Raw genomic sequence first — 17089 nt, forward strand, 5'->3', positions numbered from 1 at the left:
CCGGCGCTATTCCGCCCTCCTGAGTTCAATCCAGAACCGGCTCCCCTCCCCTTCATTCGATTCCAACCCGATCCGCCCGCCCAGGCGCTGCACCGCCTTGCGCACGATGGCAAGCCCGACCCCCGTCCCGGGGTAGCTCTCCATGCTGTGCAGGCGTTCGAAGATCTTGAAGATCCTCTCCTGGTGCTGCGGCGCTATGCCGATGCCGTTGTCCTCAACGTACAGACGGCAGTACTCCTGCGACTCGTCGGTCCAGATGCGCAGCAGAGGGACCACCCCCTTGGGCACGAATTTGATGCCGTTGGTCATCAGGTTGAGTACCACCTGGACCAGAACCGCCGGGTGCCCGATCACGGTGGGGAGGTCGCTTGATATCTCCAGGCGGTAGGCCTTGCCGCCCGCGGCCAGTTCCAGCTGCTGGGCCGCGTCGCGCACCACCTGTTCCAGGCTCACCGGCTCGAGGGTGATCTCCTGCCTGCTGACGCGGCTGTAGGCGAGCAGGTCCTGGATGAGCTGGTCCATCCCTTGGGCCGCGGTCTTGATGCGGACAAGGTAGGCATTTCGCTCAGCCGGGGTCTGCTGTTCGTCGTCCAGCAGGATCTCGGCGAAGGCCTGCATGGCGCGTATGGGCGCCCGGAGGTCGTGGGAGACGGAGAAGGCGAAGGAATCGAGTTCCTCGTTGATTTCCTCGAGCTGGGCCGTGCGTTCGGCGACGCGCCGCTCCATGGTGGCGGCTTCCTTTTCCAGCTTGGCGCTCAGGTCGGCGATTTCCGCCTCCTCCTCGCGGTACCGGGTGCAGTCGCTGATCACCATGCCGATGTGGTTGTCCGTAAGGGCGAAGATCCGGATCCGGTAAAAGAGGTCCTCCCGGGCAACCTCCCCCAGTTCCTGTGATCCTCCAAAGGCGGCCAGCCGGTGGCACTGCTCCTTGAACCGGTCCTCATCGAACCAGTAGGGAAAGCAGTCGGTCACTAGGCAACTTTGGAAGTTGAAGGACGAACAGCGACAAAGTTTCACCGCCGCCGGGTTCATCTCGATGATTTGCGGCGGTGCGTCCGGGTTTCGCACGTCCAGGTGCAGGATAACGAGCGCCTCCCTCATGTTGGTGAACATCAATCGGTAGAGTTGCTCGGCCTGTTCCATTTCCATGGCGGGCTCTCCTTGGCAAATGCAGAAGAGTATAGCGGAGTGAGATTTGTTTGCACTAATGTTTTGAGCGCAGGGCTACGTTGAACTTCGCCAGGAGATACGGCACGTCGGCCGATCAGGATCTCTGTCAGGTCCACCACAAGGGGGAGAAGTGCGGTAAAGAGGAGGGGCGTGGATTGATTGTGCTGTTACTTCCTTGAGATGTACCTGCTTCCCTCGAGGTAGAAGCGAAGCGGCTTCGCGGCCCAGATGCCCGAGTATGCGACGCCGATGCGAGGCCGCGCCACCACCTGGCGCGCTTCGTTCTCGTCCCGGGGCGCGATGAAGAAGTCCGGGCTCTCAAGGTCGTGGCCGTTGTGGCGCAGATCGATCCCCATGGCACGGCAAAGCAGCCCCGGTCCCTGGCTGCGATCGCGCAGGTTTCGCACCGGTTCCAGGGCGCGCAGCAACACGGCGCAGGCGTTTCCTTCCCGCTCGGTCACCACGTTCATGCAAAAGTACATCCCGTAGATGAGATAGACGTAGGCAAAGCCGGGCGGGCCGAAGAGGATGCGGGTGCGCGGCGTGAGCCCCCTGGAAGAGTGCGCCGCCAGGTCGAGCTCGCCGAGATACGCCTCCACCTCGACGATTTTCCCCACCCTCACCTCTCCGGCCACATCGTGGACCAGGAATGCTCCAAGGAGATCGTGTGCCACATCGATGGTGTCGCGGTCGTAGAAGGAGCGCGGCACCGGGCCCAGGCAAGGCATCGGGGACTCCTAGATCAGTTCTTCCTTTTTGAGGGACTCGACCACCTTGTGCGCCAGGTCCTTCCCTACCCTGGTGACAGCTTCCGGCTCGTAGGCCTGCATGGTGCCGGCCCAGAGCAGTTTGTCTGAACCCGCGTCGAACAGGTTTACCTGCACGGTGGCGATGTCGTAGGTGGTCACGTAGCTCGGGCCGTAGATGGCCATGGATTGGTAGTAACCGGGGAAGTTCCAATCCGGGAAGGCGGGAGGGTACCAGTAGCCGGGATACGGCGACGCGATTGCACTAGGTTGCACCGTCATCTGCTTTTCCACCTTGATGGTCTGCACGGTGAGTATTCCCTGCGATCCCGTTGATCGCACGGCCCGGTCGAGTGCGCGCCAGTCCGGCAGCGTTGCCTGCGACAGGATCGTATGGCTCGCTACCGCCTCGACCCCATGCTTTTGCAGTTCACTGACCAGCATGTCCTCGTACACGGCGCGGCCCCCCCCTTGTCTGGCGAAGCTCACCACGAGCACTTTGTGCACCCGGCTGCCGGTCAGCGCCGGGTTGCGCCAGGTGTCCACCACGGAAACCGAAGCGCAGGAACAAAGCAGGGTGGTCAGGCACAAGAGTACGGCGATCCTGATCAGGTTGCGCATGTGTCACCTCCGTTAACGGCGTGGAATTACCTGCAGGCAGGGATCTGAAGGGGGCCGGTGCAAGATTGGAAATATTTATACCAAGTTGCCGCAGGTTGGCAATCGTATATACTGGGGGGGCGATCATTAGCGCCTCTCCTTCGTCGGATTCGTTGACACCTAAAACAGGTGGCACGGTTCAGGCGGATGCTTTTTTTGCAGGAAAACCGGGGTCCACACAAGCGACGTTCACTCAGGAGGCAAGGCCATGGAAAATTACAAACGCGTTCTCGTGGTCAACAGGATGAGCGAATACTGCCGGGATGCAGTCCAGGCAGGCGTCTCAATCGCCAGGAGATACGGCTCCGAACTCATGGTGCTCCATATCGTCACCAGTCCGGAAGGGACCATGAGCATGGCGGGAGGCGCGCTGAATGCGCCCAGCGCCATTCCCGACGAGGTCAAGAACTACGCCAGCACCAGGGAGCGGGCCAAGGACGAACTCGACAAGATGATCGGCCAGGAGATACGCTCCGGGCTTCCCATCAAGGTCCTCATCAAGGAAGGAAAGCCGGTCGACGAGATCATGCAGGTGGTGAAGGACGAGAAGATCGACCTCATGGTGCTGCTTGCCCATGAAGAAGGGCGCATCGAGCATATACTCTTTGGCCGGGACAACGACGCCATCCTGCGCCGCATGCCCTGCAGCATCCTGCTCGTCAAGAGGGAGCCGGATTCGGTTGAGTGGTAGCACGCGCAAGCGAGGGGAGATTGCCCATGCAGCGATGGATCTGCACCATTTGCCAGTACGTCTACGACCCTTCCGAGGGGGACCCCGTCAACGACGTCCCGCCCGATATCTCGTTCGAGGAGTTGCTGCCTGACTGGCACTGTCCCGTGTGCAAGGCCGCCAAGGGCTTCTTCGAACCGTATCCCGAGGAACCGGAGCGCTGACGGGGTACCGGATGACCAGATAGAAACCTGCGGGGCAGTTCCTGGGACCTGCCCCTTTTCTTTTGAGTCGCGTTCAACGGTAGGGATGGCGGGCGGGGTGCTCTGTATCGAACAGCTCACAGTCGGGATGCCTGCAGACGATGTCATAGCCGACCGGCAGCGCGTAACGGCACTCCGCATCGTCGAGGCTGCAGTAGTATAAAGGCTTGCCGCTGCCTGGCATGACGGCGCCGACGCTGCTGGTTTTACAGTCGGCGAAGCAGCGCACCCTTTTTTTCATTCGACATCCGGACTTTCGCATGGCAACCTCTCCTGGTTTTGGGACTATGTAGGAACGAGAAATCATGCGTCCCGAGCTGAAGAGTATAATAAAAAAATTCTAACTGTAAACTTCCGTCTGTGCAGTTCAGCCTCGTTGAAGATCGGAACCCTACCCTGATGACCATCCTGCAAGCGCTCGACGTTACTAAAAACTACCGTATCGACAGCCGCGACATAACCGTGCTCGACCGCATTTCCCTGGAAGTGTCCGAGGGGGAATTCCTGGTGGTAAAGGGAGAAAGCGGCAGCGGCAAGTCGACCCTCCTCACCATACTTTCCGGCTTGGACCGCCCCGATCAAGGGCGCGTATGCATCGAGGGGCGCGACATCACCGACCTCGCCGAGGACGCCCTCGCCCCGCTGCGCAACAGCACCTTCGGCTTCGTGTTCCAGTCCTTTCACCTGGTGCCATCGCTGACGGCCCTGGAGAACGTCACCTTCCCGGCCGAGCTGAGGCAGGACCGCGCGGCCCGGTCCAAGGCGGGGGCGCTCTTGGAGCGCGTCGGTCTGGCACACCGGATGGCCAGCTTTCCGCACCAGCTCTCCGGCGGCGAGAAGCAGCGCTGCGCCATCTGCCGCGCCCTGATCAACGACCCGCGCATCATCTTCGCTGACGAACCGACGGGCAACCTCGACTCGGTCAACGGATCCGCGATACTACAACTGCTCCTGAAGCTGCAGCGCGAGCGCGGCACCACCCTGCTCCTGGTGACCCACAGTCCCGAGATCGCACGGAGCGCGGACCGCGTGGTGACGCTCAAGGACGGGCGGGTGGTCACGGACACGGCTCATGGTTAACCTCCGCTTCATCGCGCGACAGATGACTGGAGCGAAGCGGCAGTGCGCCGTCTTCATTCTCTGCGTCGCCCTCTCCATGATCACCCTGGTCTCGTTGGGGAGCTTCCGGGAGAGCGTGGAGAGCTCGCTTCTGCGCGACGCGCAGTCGCTGCATGCCGGCGACGTCATCGTCAGGTCCCACGCCCCCCTCCTCCCTTCGGTGGAGAAGGAAATCGCCACACTGGTGCAAAACGGACAGGCCAAAAGTGCCAGGTTTTGGGATTTTTACTCGGTGGTTCAGAAGGTAACGGGTGAAGGTTCCCTGCTCTGCAACCTGAAGGTGGTCGAGCCGGGATACCCCTTCTACGGCAGGGTGCTGCTCCGCTCAGGAAAGGCGCTGGCCGAGGTGCTCAAGCCGGGGAGCCTGGTCGTGGAACAGCAGCTTCTGGACCGCTTGCACCTGCGCCTGGGAGATTCCCTCAAGGTGGGGAACGAAACGCTGGTCGTACGCGACGTGGTGTTGCAGGAGCCTGACCGGCCGGTGAATTTCTTTTCGCTGGGCCCCAGGGTTTTCGTCGCAGCGGCGGATAGGGAGGCGCTCGGGTTGATCGGCTTGGGGAGCCGCGTTGAGCACGTGACCCTGCTCAAGCTGGCGCACCAGGGGGACCTTGATGCCGTCGCCGCACGCCTTGCGGCCGCAAGCGACGAAACCCGCGTACATGTCGCCACCTACAAGAACGCCGGCTCAAGGGTGAAGCGCTTCTTCGACAACCTCCTCTTCTTCCTCAACCTGAGCGGCATCTTTACGCTGCTTCTTTCGGGCTTCGGCATCCAGAGCACCCTTTTCGCCCTGCTGAAGGAGCAGGAGCGGACCATCGCGGTACTGAAGGCCCTGGGGGCGAAAAGCCGCTTCATCATCGGGCACTTCCTCTCCGTGACCCTGGTTCTCGGGGCGATCGGCACCCTGGTCGGCCTCACCGGCAGTTTCGTGTTACAGCGCTTCCTTCCCGCCCTGTTCAGCGGGCTCATACCCGCCCAGGTGACGCTGCAGATCTCGTTCAGTGCCATCTGGCAGGGGATGTTCATCGGCCTGACGGTGGTGCTCCTGTTCACCGCCCTCCCCCTTTACCGGCTCAAGGAGGTGAAGCCTCGCGCCATCTTCGGCAAGGAGGACGCCGCCAGGATCTGGAGCCGTTCCTCCTGGATCATCGCCTGGCTGGGCGCGCTCTTTTTTCTCTCCATGGTGCTGCTCCGGCTGCGCGACCTGAAGACGGGGCTTTACTTCATGCTGGCCCTCGTGGCGCTCATCCTGGTCTCCTACCTGCTTGCCAGCCTGGTGCTGCGGCTGCTCAAGGCGAGCCGACCGGGCAACCTCGCGCTCAGGCAGGCACTCAGGGGGCTGTTCCGGCCGCACAACGCCTCCCTCTCCATCATCGTCACCCTTTCGGCCGCCCTGGGAGTGATCTTCTCCATCACCCTGGTAGAGAAGAACCTCGACGCAAGCTTCATCGAATCCTTCCCGCCCGGCGCCCCCAACGTCTTTCTGATCGACATCCAGCCCGACCAGAAGGAAGGCGTGGCGAGGCTTCTGGGGGGCGGCGCCGATTACTACCCCATCGTCAAGGGGACGGTGAGTGCCGTGAATGACAAGGCGATCGATCCGGAACAGGAGCGAAAATCGCGCGGCGACAACCTTGGGCGGGAGATGAACCTTACCTACCGCAGCGATCTCCTTTCCGACGAGCGCATCGTTTCCGGCGGCACGCTGTTCAGAAAGGACTGGAAGGATGCCTTGCAGGTGTCCGTGCTGGACACGGTGCTCAAGATGCACGACATGAAGGTGGGCGACAGCATCACCTTCAAGATCCAGGGCGTCCCTATGACCGCCCGTATCGCAAGCATCCGCACCCGCACCAGCAGTGGTTTTACGCCCTTTTTCTATTTCGTTTTCCCGCCTGATGCGCTTTCCGGCGCGCCGTACACCATCTTCGCCGCGGTCCGGGTGGACAAGGAGCGCATAAGCTCCCTGCAGAACCAGGTCGTTGCCCAGTTTCCCAACGTGAGCGTCATAGATCTTACCGAGACGGTGGTCGTCTTCGGGCGCATCATGGGGAAACTGTCCACCATCGTGCGCTTCTTCACCGCGTTCAGTATCGTCGCCGGGGTGCTGATCGTGGTAAGCTCGGTGTTCGCGACCCGCTACGCGCGGATCCAGGAAGCCGTCTACTTCACCATCCTGGGGGCGAGGCGCAGGTTCGTGCTGGCGGTTTTCGCCGCAGAGAACCTGCTGCTGGGGCTCGTCAGCGGCGTGATCGCCCTATTCATGTCCCAAGTGGCCAGTCTGCTCATCTGCCGCAAGGGGCTCGACATGGGGTACCAGCCTTACCCCGTTGACAGCCTGCTGCTGTTGCTGGGGACCACGTCATTGGTGGTACTGGTCGGTTTGGCCGTGGCCCTGCCGCTGCTGCGCCAAAAGCCGGTGACCTTCCTGCGCGAGCAGTCGGACGAGTAGAAAGGCGAAGGACTAGAGGCTAGGGGGCGGCGCGTCCCCCCCCGCTTCACTGAGGGCACTGGGGCCACGGCGGGCACTGGGGCCACGGGTCCACCTGCAAAGGAGAAAGACATGCGCAGCTTCTTCACCATCTTCACCCTGGCACTCTGCGCCGTTGCCGGCGCGGGGGCGGTGTTCGCCGCAGGCGCCGCAAAACCGGCCGGCCGCGGCACCATCGTCGCCTTCGGCGACAGCCTCACCGCCGGCTTAGGCGTGCCCGAATCGGAAGCGTACCCGGCCCGGTTGCAACGCAAGCTGCAGCAGGCCGGCTACCAGTGGACCGTGATCAACGCCGGCATCAGCGGCGAAACCAGCTCCGGCGCCCTGGCCCGCGTGGACTGGGTCATGAAACTTAAGCCCGACATCGTGATCCTGGAAACCGGCGCCAACGACGGGCTGCGCGGCCAGGATCCCGAACTGACTCGCCGCAACATCGACAAGATCGTGGCCTCGCTGCGGGCCAAGGGGGTGGTCGTCGTCCTGGCCGGCATGAAGATGCTGAGGAACCTGGGACCTGCCTACACCGGCAAGTTCGCCGCCATCTACCCCCGCGTCGCCAAGGAACACAAGGTGATCCTGATCCCGTTCTTTTTGGACAAGGTGGCGGGCAAGGAGAGTCTCAACCTCTCAGACGGCGTCCACCCTACCGGCACGGGTTACGCCATCATCGTCGATACGGTTTATCCCTACCTGCTCGAGGCCATCAAGCAAAAGGGAGGACATTGAGCCACGGCTCCTCCTCCCGAACTGTTAAAAGTTGCCCTGAACCCGCGTCTTGTCTTGCTTTTTTGCACGATTTAATGTACAGGTACTCTGTTAAACTGGGCACCATTGCATACAGCCGGATCCGCTTTTCGTTGCAGCAATCGACCAGATGCGCGAAGCTGCCTTCTCTATGCCCGAGCCGTACATTTCTGCCTTTTTCAGTACCTTTACGCCGCCGCAACTCCGCTGCAAATTCGTGGCAACAGGAGAATCCCGTTTGGATCTTTTTTCTCTTCAGGGCGAGTCTGGCGCTCGCTCTGCCAAATCCGAGAGTTCCGAGCATGCCGTTATGAGTCTTAGAGACGCGCTCCGCGTCGTACGCCACCCCCTGTACCTAGTGCAGCGGGACGGCGACCTCGTCCCCCAGTTGGGCGGCGCTGGGAGCGTGCAGTCCTGCGTGGGGTACGCCCCCGCCTGCCTCCCCGAGAACCTGGGCGACCCCTCGTTCTGCCGCGAGATCGGCATCCGCTACCCGTACCTGGGCGGCTCCATGGCCAAGGGGATCAGCTCCGCAGCCATGGCAGAAGAGCTCGGGCGTGCCGGGATGCTCGGTTTCTTCGGTGCTGCCGGCCTCCCCATCGCCACGGTTTCCGAGACCGCCGATCGGCTGAAGGCATCCCTTGGCGACATCCCCTACGGCTTCAACCTGATCCATTCCCCGCACGAGCCGGAGCTTGAGAAGGAACTGGCCGAGCTCTATATCCGCAAGGGGGTCCGCATCATCGAGGCCTCCGCCTTTCTCGCCCTGACCCTCCCCCTGGTGCGCTACCGCCTGCACGGCATCAAGAGAGCCGACGACGGCAGCATCGTCACCCCCAACCGGATCATCGCCAAGGTGTCGCGCGAGGAGTTGGCGGCGAAATTCTTCGCCCCGCCCCCCGAGAAGCTCCTGCGCGCCCTGGTTGAAAACGGCTCCATCACCGCCGAACAGGCCGAGCTCGCCGCCCACGTGCCGCTGGCCCAGGACGTGACCGCCGAGGCCGATTCCGGCGGACATACCGACAACCGCCCGGCCATGGCCCTGTTCCCGACCATCAACTCGCTCGCCGCACGGCTTGAGCGTCAGTACGGCTACGGCTGCAAGCTTCGCGTCGGGCTCGGCGGCGGCGTCTCCACTCCCGCCTCTGCCGCAGCCGCCTTCGCCATGGGTGCCGCCTACATCATGACCGGCTCGGTAAACCAGGCCTGCGTCGAGTCGGGCACCTCGGACACCGTTCGCGCCATGCTGGCAGGTACCCGCCAGGCCGACGTCACCATGGCCCCCGCCGCCGACATGTTCGAGATGGGTGTCACCGTGCAGGTCTTGAAGCGCGGCACCATGTTCCCGATGCGTGCGGCCAAGCTGTACGAGCTCTACCGCGCCTACGGCAGCATGGACGAGATCCCGGCCGCGGAGCGCGAAAAGCTGGAAAAGACCATGTTCCTCGCGCCCCTGGAAGAGATATGGCGCGGGACCCGGGAGTACTTCCTCAAGCGCGACCCCTCCCAAGTGGAGCGCAGCGAGCGCGACCCCAAACACAAGATGGCGCTGGTCTTCCGCTGGTACCTCGGCATGGGTGCGCACTGGGCCAAGGACGGCGTTGAAACCCGCAAGATGGATTACCAGGTCTGGTGCGGCCCCGCCATGGGCGCCTTCAACGAATGGGCTGCCGGCTCCTTCCTCGAGGCGGCAGCCGAGCGCAAGATCGTCACCGTTGCGCTCAACATCCTGCATGGCGCGGCGCACCTGACCCGCGCCAACTTCCTGCGCAGCCAGGGCATCGAGCTGCGCCTGGAGGAGATCGCACCGCAACCCCTCGAAATCGCACAAATCAAGGAGTACCTTTGTTGAAAACTGATGATCTGAAACCTGCCGTCTCCAGCAACGGAAATCAGCTTGCCATCATCGGCATCGGTTGCCTCTTCCCGCAAGCAGCGGATAAAAACGCCTACTGGGCCAACATCGTGGACGGGGTCGACGCCATCACGGAAGTCCCCTCCACCCACTGGCCGTTGGACGCCTATTACGACGAGGATCAGAAGAGCCCGGACCGCACCTACGGCCGCCGCGGCGGCTTCCTCTCTCCTGTCGACTTCAACCCGATGGAGTTCAACATCCCGCCCAACGTCCTGGAGGCGATCGACACATCCCAGCTCCTGGGCCTCGTCGCCGCCGGTCAGGCGCTGAAGGACGCCGGTTACGGCCCCGAGCGCGCCTTCGACAAGAGCAACGTCTCCGTCATTCTGGGCGTCACCGGGACCCTGGAACTGGTCATCCCGCTGGGGGCGCGCCTTGGTCACCCTGTCTGGCGCTCCGCGCTCAAGGACGCCGGTGTCGACGAGGAGACCGCCAAGGACGTGGTCGAGCGCATCTCCGACTCCTACGTCCCGTGGCAGGAAAACTCCTTCCCCGGCCTTCTGGGGAACGTGGTCGCGGGGAGGATCAGCAAACAGTACGACTTAGGCGGCACCAACTGCGTGGTGGACGCAGCCTGCGCCAGCTCCTTCAGCGCACTGCACCTCGCCTCCATGGAACTCATGTCCGGCAAATCGGACATCGTCGTGAGCGGTGGCATCGACACCTTCAACGACATCTTCATGTACATGTGCTTCAGCAAGACCCCCGCCCTTTCCCCCACCGGTAACGCCAAGCCGTTCGACGTCTCGGCCGACGGCACCATCCTGGGCGAAGGGCTCGGCATCGTGGTCTTGAAGCGCCTGGCGGACGCTGAGCGCGACGGCGACCAGATCTACGCGGTAATCCGCGGCATCGGTTCTTCCAGCGACGGCAAAGGGGACGCCATCTACGCGCCGAGCTCTGCCGGTCAGAAGAAGGCGCTCCTCAACGCCTACAGGAACGCGGACGTCACGCCGGAAACCATCGGCATGCTGGAAGCGCACGGCACCGGCACCAAGGTCGGCGACGCCGTCGAAGTGAGCGCGCTGCGCGAGGTGTACGGCAAGGCCGATAACCCGTGGTGCGCCCTCGGTTCGGTGAAGTCACAGATCGGCCACACCAAGGCCGCGGCGGGTTCCGCCGGCCTCATCAAGGCCGCGCTCGCCCTGCACCACAAGGTGATCCCGCCTACCATCAAGGTGCAGACCCCGCAGCAGACGGTTGTGGGCGACAGTTCCCCCTTCTATCTCCCGACAGCCAAGCGTCCCTGGTTTCCCCGTCCCGATGCGCCGCGCCGCGCCGCGGTCAGCGCCTTCGGTTTCGGCGGCTCCAACTTCCACGTGGTCCTCGAGGAATATCAGCCCAAGAAGCAGGGCGTGGACTGGGACGGCAACACGCAGATCCTGGCCTTCTCCGGTGCCGACGGCGCTGCCCTGGCCGCCAAGCTCGACTCGGTTCCCGGCGACAGCGCCTGGGGCGCCCTGCGCGACCTGGCGCTTAACTCCCGCGCCTCCTTCGACGCGAAGGCGCCCTGCCGTCTCGCGCTGGTCGTGGAGCGCGGCAAGACCAACCTCGCCTCCCTGGTGAAGAACGCCCGCGCCATGCTGGACAAGAACGCGAAATCCGCCTGGCAGACACCCGACGGCGCCTACTTTGCCTGCGGCGGCGCGCCCGGCAAGCTCGGCATGCTGTTCCCCGGCCAGGGCTCGCAATACACCGGGATGCTCAACGACCTCGCCTGCACGTTCCCGCAGGTGCTCGATGCCGTTGTCGCTGCCAACGACGGCTTCGTCGCCGCTGACGGCAAGATGCTTTCCGATTTGATTTACCCCCCCTCCTCCTTCGATGAGGCAGGCCGCGCCAAGCAGGAAGAGGAACTGCGCGCCACCCAGGTCGCCCAGCCCGCCATCGGCGCCACCAGCCTCGGTGCACTGCGCGTGCTGCGCGATTTCGGCGTCGAACCCGACGCGGTCGCCGGTCACAGCTACGGTGAACTCACCGCCCTGTGCGCCGCCGGAAGGCTCGACGAAAGCGCCCTGCACGAACTGTCCCGCCTGCGCGGCAAGCTGATGGGCGCCGGCTCCGGTGACAAGGGGAGCATGTTGGCCGTCTCCGCGCCGCTGGAAAAGATCGCCGAGGTCGTCGCCGCCGAGAAGCTCGACCTGGTCATCGCAAACAAGAACGCCCCCACCCAGGCCGTTCTTTCCGGCGCCAGCGCCGAGATCAAGCGCGCCGTGACCGTCTTCAAAGGACTCGACCTTACCTGCAAGGAGTTGCCGGTTGCCGCCGCCTTCCATAGCGCGCTGGTCGCCGACGCCGCCAGGCCGTTCCTGGCCGCGCTGGAAAAGATCGACATGTCGCAGGCAAAGATCCCGGTCTACGCCAACACCACCGCCGCCGTCTACCCGGCCGACGCGACCGCTGCCAAGGCACAGCTTGCCGCCCAACTCGCCAAGCCGGTCGAGTTCGTCGCCGAGATCGAGGCGATGTACGCCGCCGGGATCACCAACTTCGTCGAAGTGGGCCCGGGCAACCGGCTGACGGGCCTCGCGCAGGCCATCCTCGGCAATCGTCCCCACGCGGCCTTCGCCCTCGATGCCTCCTCCGGCAAGCGTGGCGGGGTCGCCGACCTGGCCCGCACCCTGGCGCAGCTTGCCGTGCTCGGCTACGGCGTGAACATGGCGCTCTGGGACGAGGGGCATACCCCCGCCCCGGCACCGACCGGCAAGAAGCCCGCGCTGACCATCCCGCTGTGCGGCGCCAACTACGTGAAAGCCAAGCCGAAGAAGCCGCCGGTCCAGCCGAAACCCGTCATGGTGGCGGCACCGCAGGCTCCGGTCGCTACGGCAGCAGCATCCGCTGCTCCGGCTCAAGCCGCAGCCGCCGTACCGCAGCAAGCCGGCTACCAGAACGCCGCACCCGTAGCGCCTGCCTATCAGCCGCAGCCTGTCGCTCAGCCGGCCTCTCATGGTGCGTTGAACGAGTCTCTGCGCCTGGCCCGTGAAGGAATGGCTGTTCTGCAGAAAATGCAGGAGGATACCGCGCTGCTGCACCGCCGCTTCCTCGAAGGGCAGGAAGCCGCAGCGAAGACCTTCCAGACACTCCTCGAACAGCAGCAACGGCTCATCATGGGCGCACCGATTGCTCCGGCCACCTACGCAACGCCGGCTGCAGTTGCACCGGCCGCGCCCGTCGCCGTCCCGCAGGCGCCTGCCTACGTGGCCCCGGTTGCCGCTCCGGTTGCCGCCCCGGTTGCCGCCCCGGTTGCCGCTGCCGTTGCCGCTCCGGCTGTTGCCATTGCAGCTGCGTCGCCTGTCGTGGCCGCGCCCGCTGTTTCGGCACCTGCCGCTCCGAAGGGCGCCGACGCCAGTCAGATTACCCAGACCCTCTTGACCGTGATCTCCGAGAAGACCGGCTATCCCATTGAGATGCTTGAACTGGACATGGGCATGGATTCCGATCTCGGCATCGATTCCATTAAGCGCGTCGAGATCCTCTCCACCCTGCAGGAGCGCCTTCCGGGCTCTCCGGTGATTGGACCTGAGCACCTCGGCACCCTGCGCACCTTGGGGGACATCGCCGGGCACCTCGCCGCCGGTACCGTATCGACCGTATCGACCGTCGCTGCCAGCGCTGCCGCGCCCGTTGCCGCGCCGCAAGCGGGTGCCGCCGCCAGCCAGGTAACCGAAACCCTCCTCGCCGTGGTCAGCGAGAAGACCGGCTACCCGGTTGAGATGCTGGAACTCGAGATGGGGATGGACTCCGATCTCGGCATCGATTCCATCAAGCGGGTAGAGATCCTCTCCACGCTGCAGGAGCGCCTGCCCGGCTCCCCGGCCATCGGCCCCGAGCACCTGGGCACCCTGCGCACGCTGGGCGACATCGCGGGCCATCTCGCTGCTGGTGCGGTTGCCGTTGCAGCAGTAGCACCCGTTGCTACCGCCGTTGCCGCCACCGCTGCTGGCATTGGCGCCGCACAGGTGACTGAAACTCTCCTCGCCGTCGTGAGCGAGAAGACTGGCTACCCCGTGGAAATGCTCGAACTGGAAATGGGGATGGACTCCGACCTCGGTATAGATTCCATCAAGCGGGTCGAAATCCTGTCCACGCTGCAGGAGCGTCTGCCCGGCTCCCCGGCTATCGGCCCCGAACACCTTGGCACTTTACGTACCCTGGGCGATATCGCCGGGCACCTCGCCGCGGGCACGGCTTCCGTAACAGCGGCAGCCCCGGTAGCAGCACCTCAAACTGCGGCAGCGGCACCTGCCGGTGCAGACGTCGCCGCCGTTCTGCTTGAGGTAGTGAGCGAGAAGACGGGCTATCCGACCGAGATGCTTGAACTGACCATGGGCATGGACTCCGACCTCGGCATCGACTCCATCAAACGCGTCGAGATTCTGTCCACGCTGCAGGAGCGCCTCCCCGGCTCGCCGACCATCGGGCCGGAACACCTGGGCACCCTGCGCACCCTGGGCGACATCGCCGGCTTTCTCGGTGCCGGACCTGCCGCTGCTACGGTTGCTGCTGTTGCCGCCCCGACTGCGCCTGCTGCACCCGTTGCGGCCCCAACCGCCGCTGTCGATCACGCCGCCGTCTGCGAAGCCCTGCTCGAAGTCGTCAGCGACAAGACCGGCTACCCGGCCGAGATGCTGGAACTGACCATGGGCATGGACTCCGACCTGGGCATCGACTCGATCAAGCGGGTCGAGATCCTTTCCGCCCTGCAGGAGCGCCTCCCGGCCTGCCCGGCCATCGGCCCGGAACACCTGGGGACGCTACGGACCTTGGGCGACATCGCCAATTTCCTCGCTGGTCCTGCACAACCGGCACAAACGGCTGCTTCCGCACCGGCCGCCCCTGCCGCCCCTGCCGCTGTCGAGGTTGCTGCTCCTGTCTCTACCGATGCAGCGCCTGCCGTTGCCGCTGCCGCTCCGGTAGAGACAACCGCTCACCCGATCCAGCGCAGCTCCATGATCCCGGTGCTGCTCGGAGACAGTGACGATGACGCCATCACCCTTGCCAACGACGGCGAGATCTGGGTCACCGACGACGGCTCCGCCTTTGCCGCGGAACTGTGCGGCATCCTGCTCGAGCACGGCTGCTCGGTGCGCAAGGTGAACGCGGCACAGGCACAACAGATCGCACCGGCTGGGAAGCTCTCCGGCCTGGTCATCTGCGCGCCCGTGGCCGGCACCGACGACCTGTTCCTGGAAAACGCCTTCCTGCTCCTCAAGAACGCCGCAACGGCCTTGATCGAGTCCGGGCGCGCCGACGGCGCCGTGTGCGTCACGGTTTCCCGCCTGGACGGCGCCTTCGGTTTCGGCTTTACCAAGACGCTGAAGGATCCCCTTTCCGGCGCCCTGGCCGGTCTCACCAAGACCGCCGCCTTCGAATGGCCGGAAGTCACCTGCAAGGCGATCGACCTGGGCGAATTCGCCCATCCCGCAGCCGCCGCAGGTGCCGTGGCCGTCGAAATGCTGCGTAGCGGACCGGTAGAAGTCGGCCTGACCCCGGAAGGTCGTTTCGGCCTGCAGACTGCCGTGCTTCCGGCCGCATCGGCCCCGACCGATCCGGTCCTGGAGCAGGGTGACGTCGTGGTCATCACCGGCGGCGGCCGAGGTGTGACCGCCGTTTCGGCGCTGGCGCTGGCGAAGGAATATCATCCGTTCCTGGTGCTTCTCGGCCGCAGCCCGGAGCCGCAGGAGGAGCCCGCCTGGCTCGCCGGCATCATGGACGAAGGTGAGATCAAGCGCGCCATCATGCAGCACGCCACCGGCAAGCTCCATCCCCGCGAAATCGAGGAGCGTTACCGCTCCGTGGTTGCCGGGCGCGAACTGCGCGAGACGCTGACCGCCATCGCCGCCACCGGCGCCGAGGCCATCTACCGTTCGGTCGACATCCGTGACCAGAGCGCGATGGAGCTCCTGCTCGGCGAGGTGCGCCGCGCCCACGGCCCCATCCGCGGCGTGGTGCATGGCGCGGGCGTCCTGGCCGACCGGCTCATCGTGGACAAGACCCCCGAGCAGTTCGAGCAGGTCTACTCCACCAAGGTGCACGGTCTGCGCGCCCTGCTCCACGCGACCCGCAACGACGACCTCAAGTTCATAGCCCTCTTCTCCTCCTCCACCGGCCGTTTCGGCCGCGTTGGACAGGTCGATTACGCGGTGGCCAACGAGGTGCTGAACAAGACTGCCCAGGCCGAGGCGCGCCGCCGTTCCGGCTGCCGCTGCGTCAGCATCAACTGGGGACCGTGGGACGGCGGGATGGTGACCCCGGCACTGAAGAAGGTATTCGCCTCCGAAGGGATAGGGGTCATCGGCCTTGCCGAAGGCGGCGATTTCCTGGCGCGCGAGATCTCCGCAGCCGACGCGCCGGTGGAAATCGTGGCCATCGCCCAGCTCCCCGGTCAGGTGGGCGTCGCCGCACCCGCGGCCGGCAAGCAGCAGAGCCTGTCCGAGGCGTTCTCGCTCACGCTGACCGTTCCGGAATACCCCTTCCTGCGCTCCCACGTGCTGGACGGCAAGGCGGTGCTTCCCATGGCCGTCATCGTCGAATGGCTCGCCCACGGCGCGCTGCACGGCAACCCGGGTTTCCGTTTCCACGGCTTCAACGACCTGCGCATCTGCAAGGGGGTCGTCTTTGAGGACAACACCCCGTTCACGCTGAACGTGATGGCGGGACGCGCTGAAAAACGCGAGTCGTTCTGGCTGGTTCCTGTTGAACTCTCCAGCCCGGGCGTCAACGGCAAGACCATCCTGCACGCCCGCGCCGAGATCGTGCTGGCCACCAAGCACCCCGAGGGGATCCGCTCCATCAAGGAGATCCCGAGCACCCCGTACGCACCGCGCGACGGCGTGATCTACAACAACGAGCGCCTGTTCCACGGGCCGGACCTGCACGGCATCGAGCAGGTGGACGGCTGCTCCGCCAAGGGGATCGCCGCTTCGGTCAAGGGCGCACCGGCGCCTGCCAAGTGGATCAGGCGTCCCCTGAGGAGCTCCTGGCTCACCGATCCGCTGGTCCTCGACAGCGCCTTCCAGATGATGATCCTCTGGAGTTTCGAGCGCTTCGGCGCAGGTTCCCTCCCCTGCTTCGCCGCGCGCTACCGGCAGTTCCAGGAGTCCTTCCCGCGCGAGGGGGTCCAGGTCGTCATCCGCGTCACCTCCGAGAGCCAGCACGGCGCCAGCGCCGACATGGAGTTCCTCGATCGCAGCAGCGGCAAGCTGGTCGCACGCCTGGAAGGATACGAGTGCGTCATCGACCCCTCCTTGAAGCAGGCCTTCCAGCGCAACAAGCTTAGAACCGTGACGGTTGTGGGGGCGGCGTAGG

11 protein-coding genes are annotated in these 17089 nt (G+C 64.5%); 7 read left to right on the forward strand and 4 right to left on the reverse strand.

Going from position 1 to position 17089, the window contains the following annotated elements; genetic code table 11:
* Positions 1 to 6 precede the first annotated feature (6 nt).
* The 3 genes from KOM00_RS12435 to KOM00_RS12445 form a co-directional block, all read right to left on the reverse strand.
* Entirely contained in the window at positions 7 to 1149 is a 1143-nt protein-coding gene (locus KOM00_RS12435) for a sensor histidine kinase (RefSeq protein WP_216499245.1), read from the reverse strand.
* Positions 1150 to 1337: 188 nt separating this feature from the next.
* Positions 1338 to 1898: a DNA-3-methyladenine glycosylase gene (locus KOM00_RS12440; protein ID WP_216499246.1), complete on the reverse strand. Its 561-nt coding sequence runs from the start codon at positions 1896 to 1898 to the stop codon at positions 1338 to 1340.
* A 9-nt stretch (positions 1899 to 1907) separates the two neighbouring features.
* Entirely contained in the window at positions 1908 to 2537 is a 630-nt protein-coding gene (locus KOM00_RS12445) for a DUF4136 domain-containing protein (protein WP_216499248.1), read from the reverse strand.
* Positions 2538 to 2784: 247 nt separating this feature from the next.
* Here KOM00_RS12445 and KOM00_RS12450 point away from each other — a divergent pair, with 247 nt between their 5' ends.
* Together KOM00_RS12450 and KOM00_RS12455 are read left to right on the forward strand one after the other, a co-directional pair.
* Entirely contained in the window at positions 2785 to 3267 is a 483-nt protein-coding gene (locus tag KOM00_RS12450) for a universal stress protein (RefSeq protein WP_216499249.1), read from the forward strand.
* A 26-nt stretch (positions 3268 to 3293) separates the two neighbouring features.
* Positions 3294 to 3470, forward strand: a complete 177-nt coding sequence (locus KOM00_RS12455; RefSeq protein ID WP_216499250.1) for a rubredoxin — start codon at positions 3294 to 3296, stop codon at positions 3468 to 3470.
* Between the two features lie 73 nt (positions 3471 to 3543).
* On the opposite strand, the gene KOM00_RS12460 is transcribed toward KOM00_RS12455, so the two are convergent.
* Positions 3544 to 3750 carry a hypothetical protein gene (locus KOM00_RS12460; protein ID WP_236026928.1) on the reverse strand — a complete coding sequence of 69 codons (207 nt, stop codon included), beginning with the start codon at positions 3748 to 3750 and terminating at the stop codon, positions 3544 to 3546.
* A gap of 158 nt (positions 3751 to 3908) precedes the next feature.
* Here KOM00_RS12460 and KOM00_RS12465 point away from each other — a divergent pair, with 158 nt between their 5' ends.
* The 5 genes from KOM00_RS12465 to KOM00_RS12485 all read left to right on the forward strand — a co-directional run bounded on the left by KOM00_RS12465 (position 3909) and on the right by KOM00_RS12485 (position 17088).
* Positions 3909 to 4589, forward strand: a complete 681-nt coding sequence (locus KOM00_RS12465) for an ABC transporter ATP-binding protein (protein ID WP_216499252.1) — start codon at positions 3909 to 3911, stop codon at positions 4587 to 4589.
* A complete protein-coding gene (locus tag KOM00_RS12470) occupies positions 4582 to 7080 on the forward strand; it encodes an ABC transporter permease (protein WP_216499253.1) in 2499 nt (832 codons plus the stop codon). Before KOM00_RS12465 ends, KOM00_RS12470 begins: the two co-directional genes overlap by 8 nt.
* Positions 7081 to 7191: 111 nt before the next feature.
* Positions 7192 to 7845 carry an arylesterase gene (locus KOM00_RS12475; protein WP_216499255.1) on the forward strand — a complete coding sequence of 218 codons (654 nt, stop codon included), beginning with the start codon at positions 7192 to 7194 and terminating at the stop codon, positions 7843 to 7845.
* 256 nt (positions 7846 to 8101) lie between these two features.
* Positions 8102 to 9715, forward strand: a complete 1614-nt coding sequence (locus tag KOM00_RS12480; RefSeq protein ID WP_216499256.1) for a PfaD family polyunsaturated fatty acid/polyketide biosynthesis protein — start codon at positions 8102 to 8104, stop codon at positions 9713 to 9715.
* A complete protein-coding gene (locus tag KOM00_RS12485) occupies positions 9712 to 17088 on the forward strand; it encodes a type I polyketide synthase (protein WP_216499258.1) in 7377 nt (2458 codons plus the stop codon). Before KOM00_RS12480 ends, KOM00_RS12485 begins: the two co-directional genes overlap by 4 nt.
* Position 17089: the final 1 nt, after the last annotated feature.

Source organism: Geomonas diazotrophica (assembly GCF_018919385.1).
Classification (GTDB): domain Bacteria; phylum Desulfobacterota; class Desulfuromonadia; order Geobacterales; family Geobacteraceae; genus Geomonas; species Geomonas diazotrophica.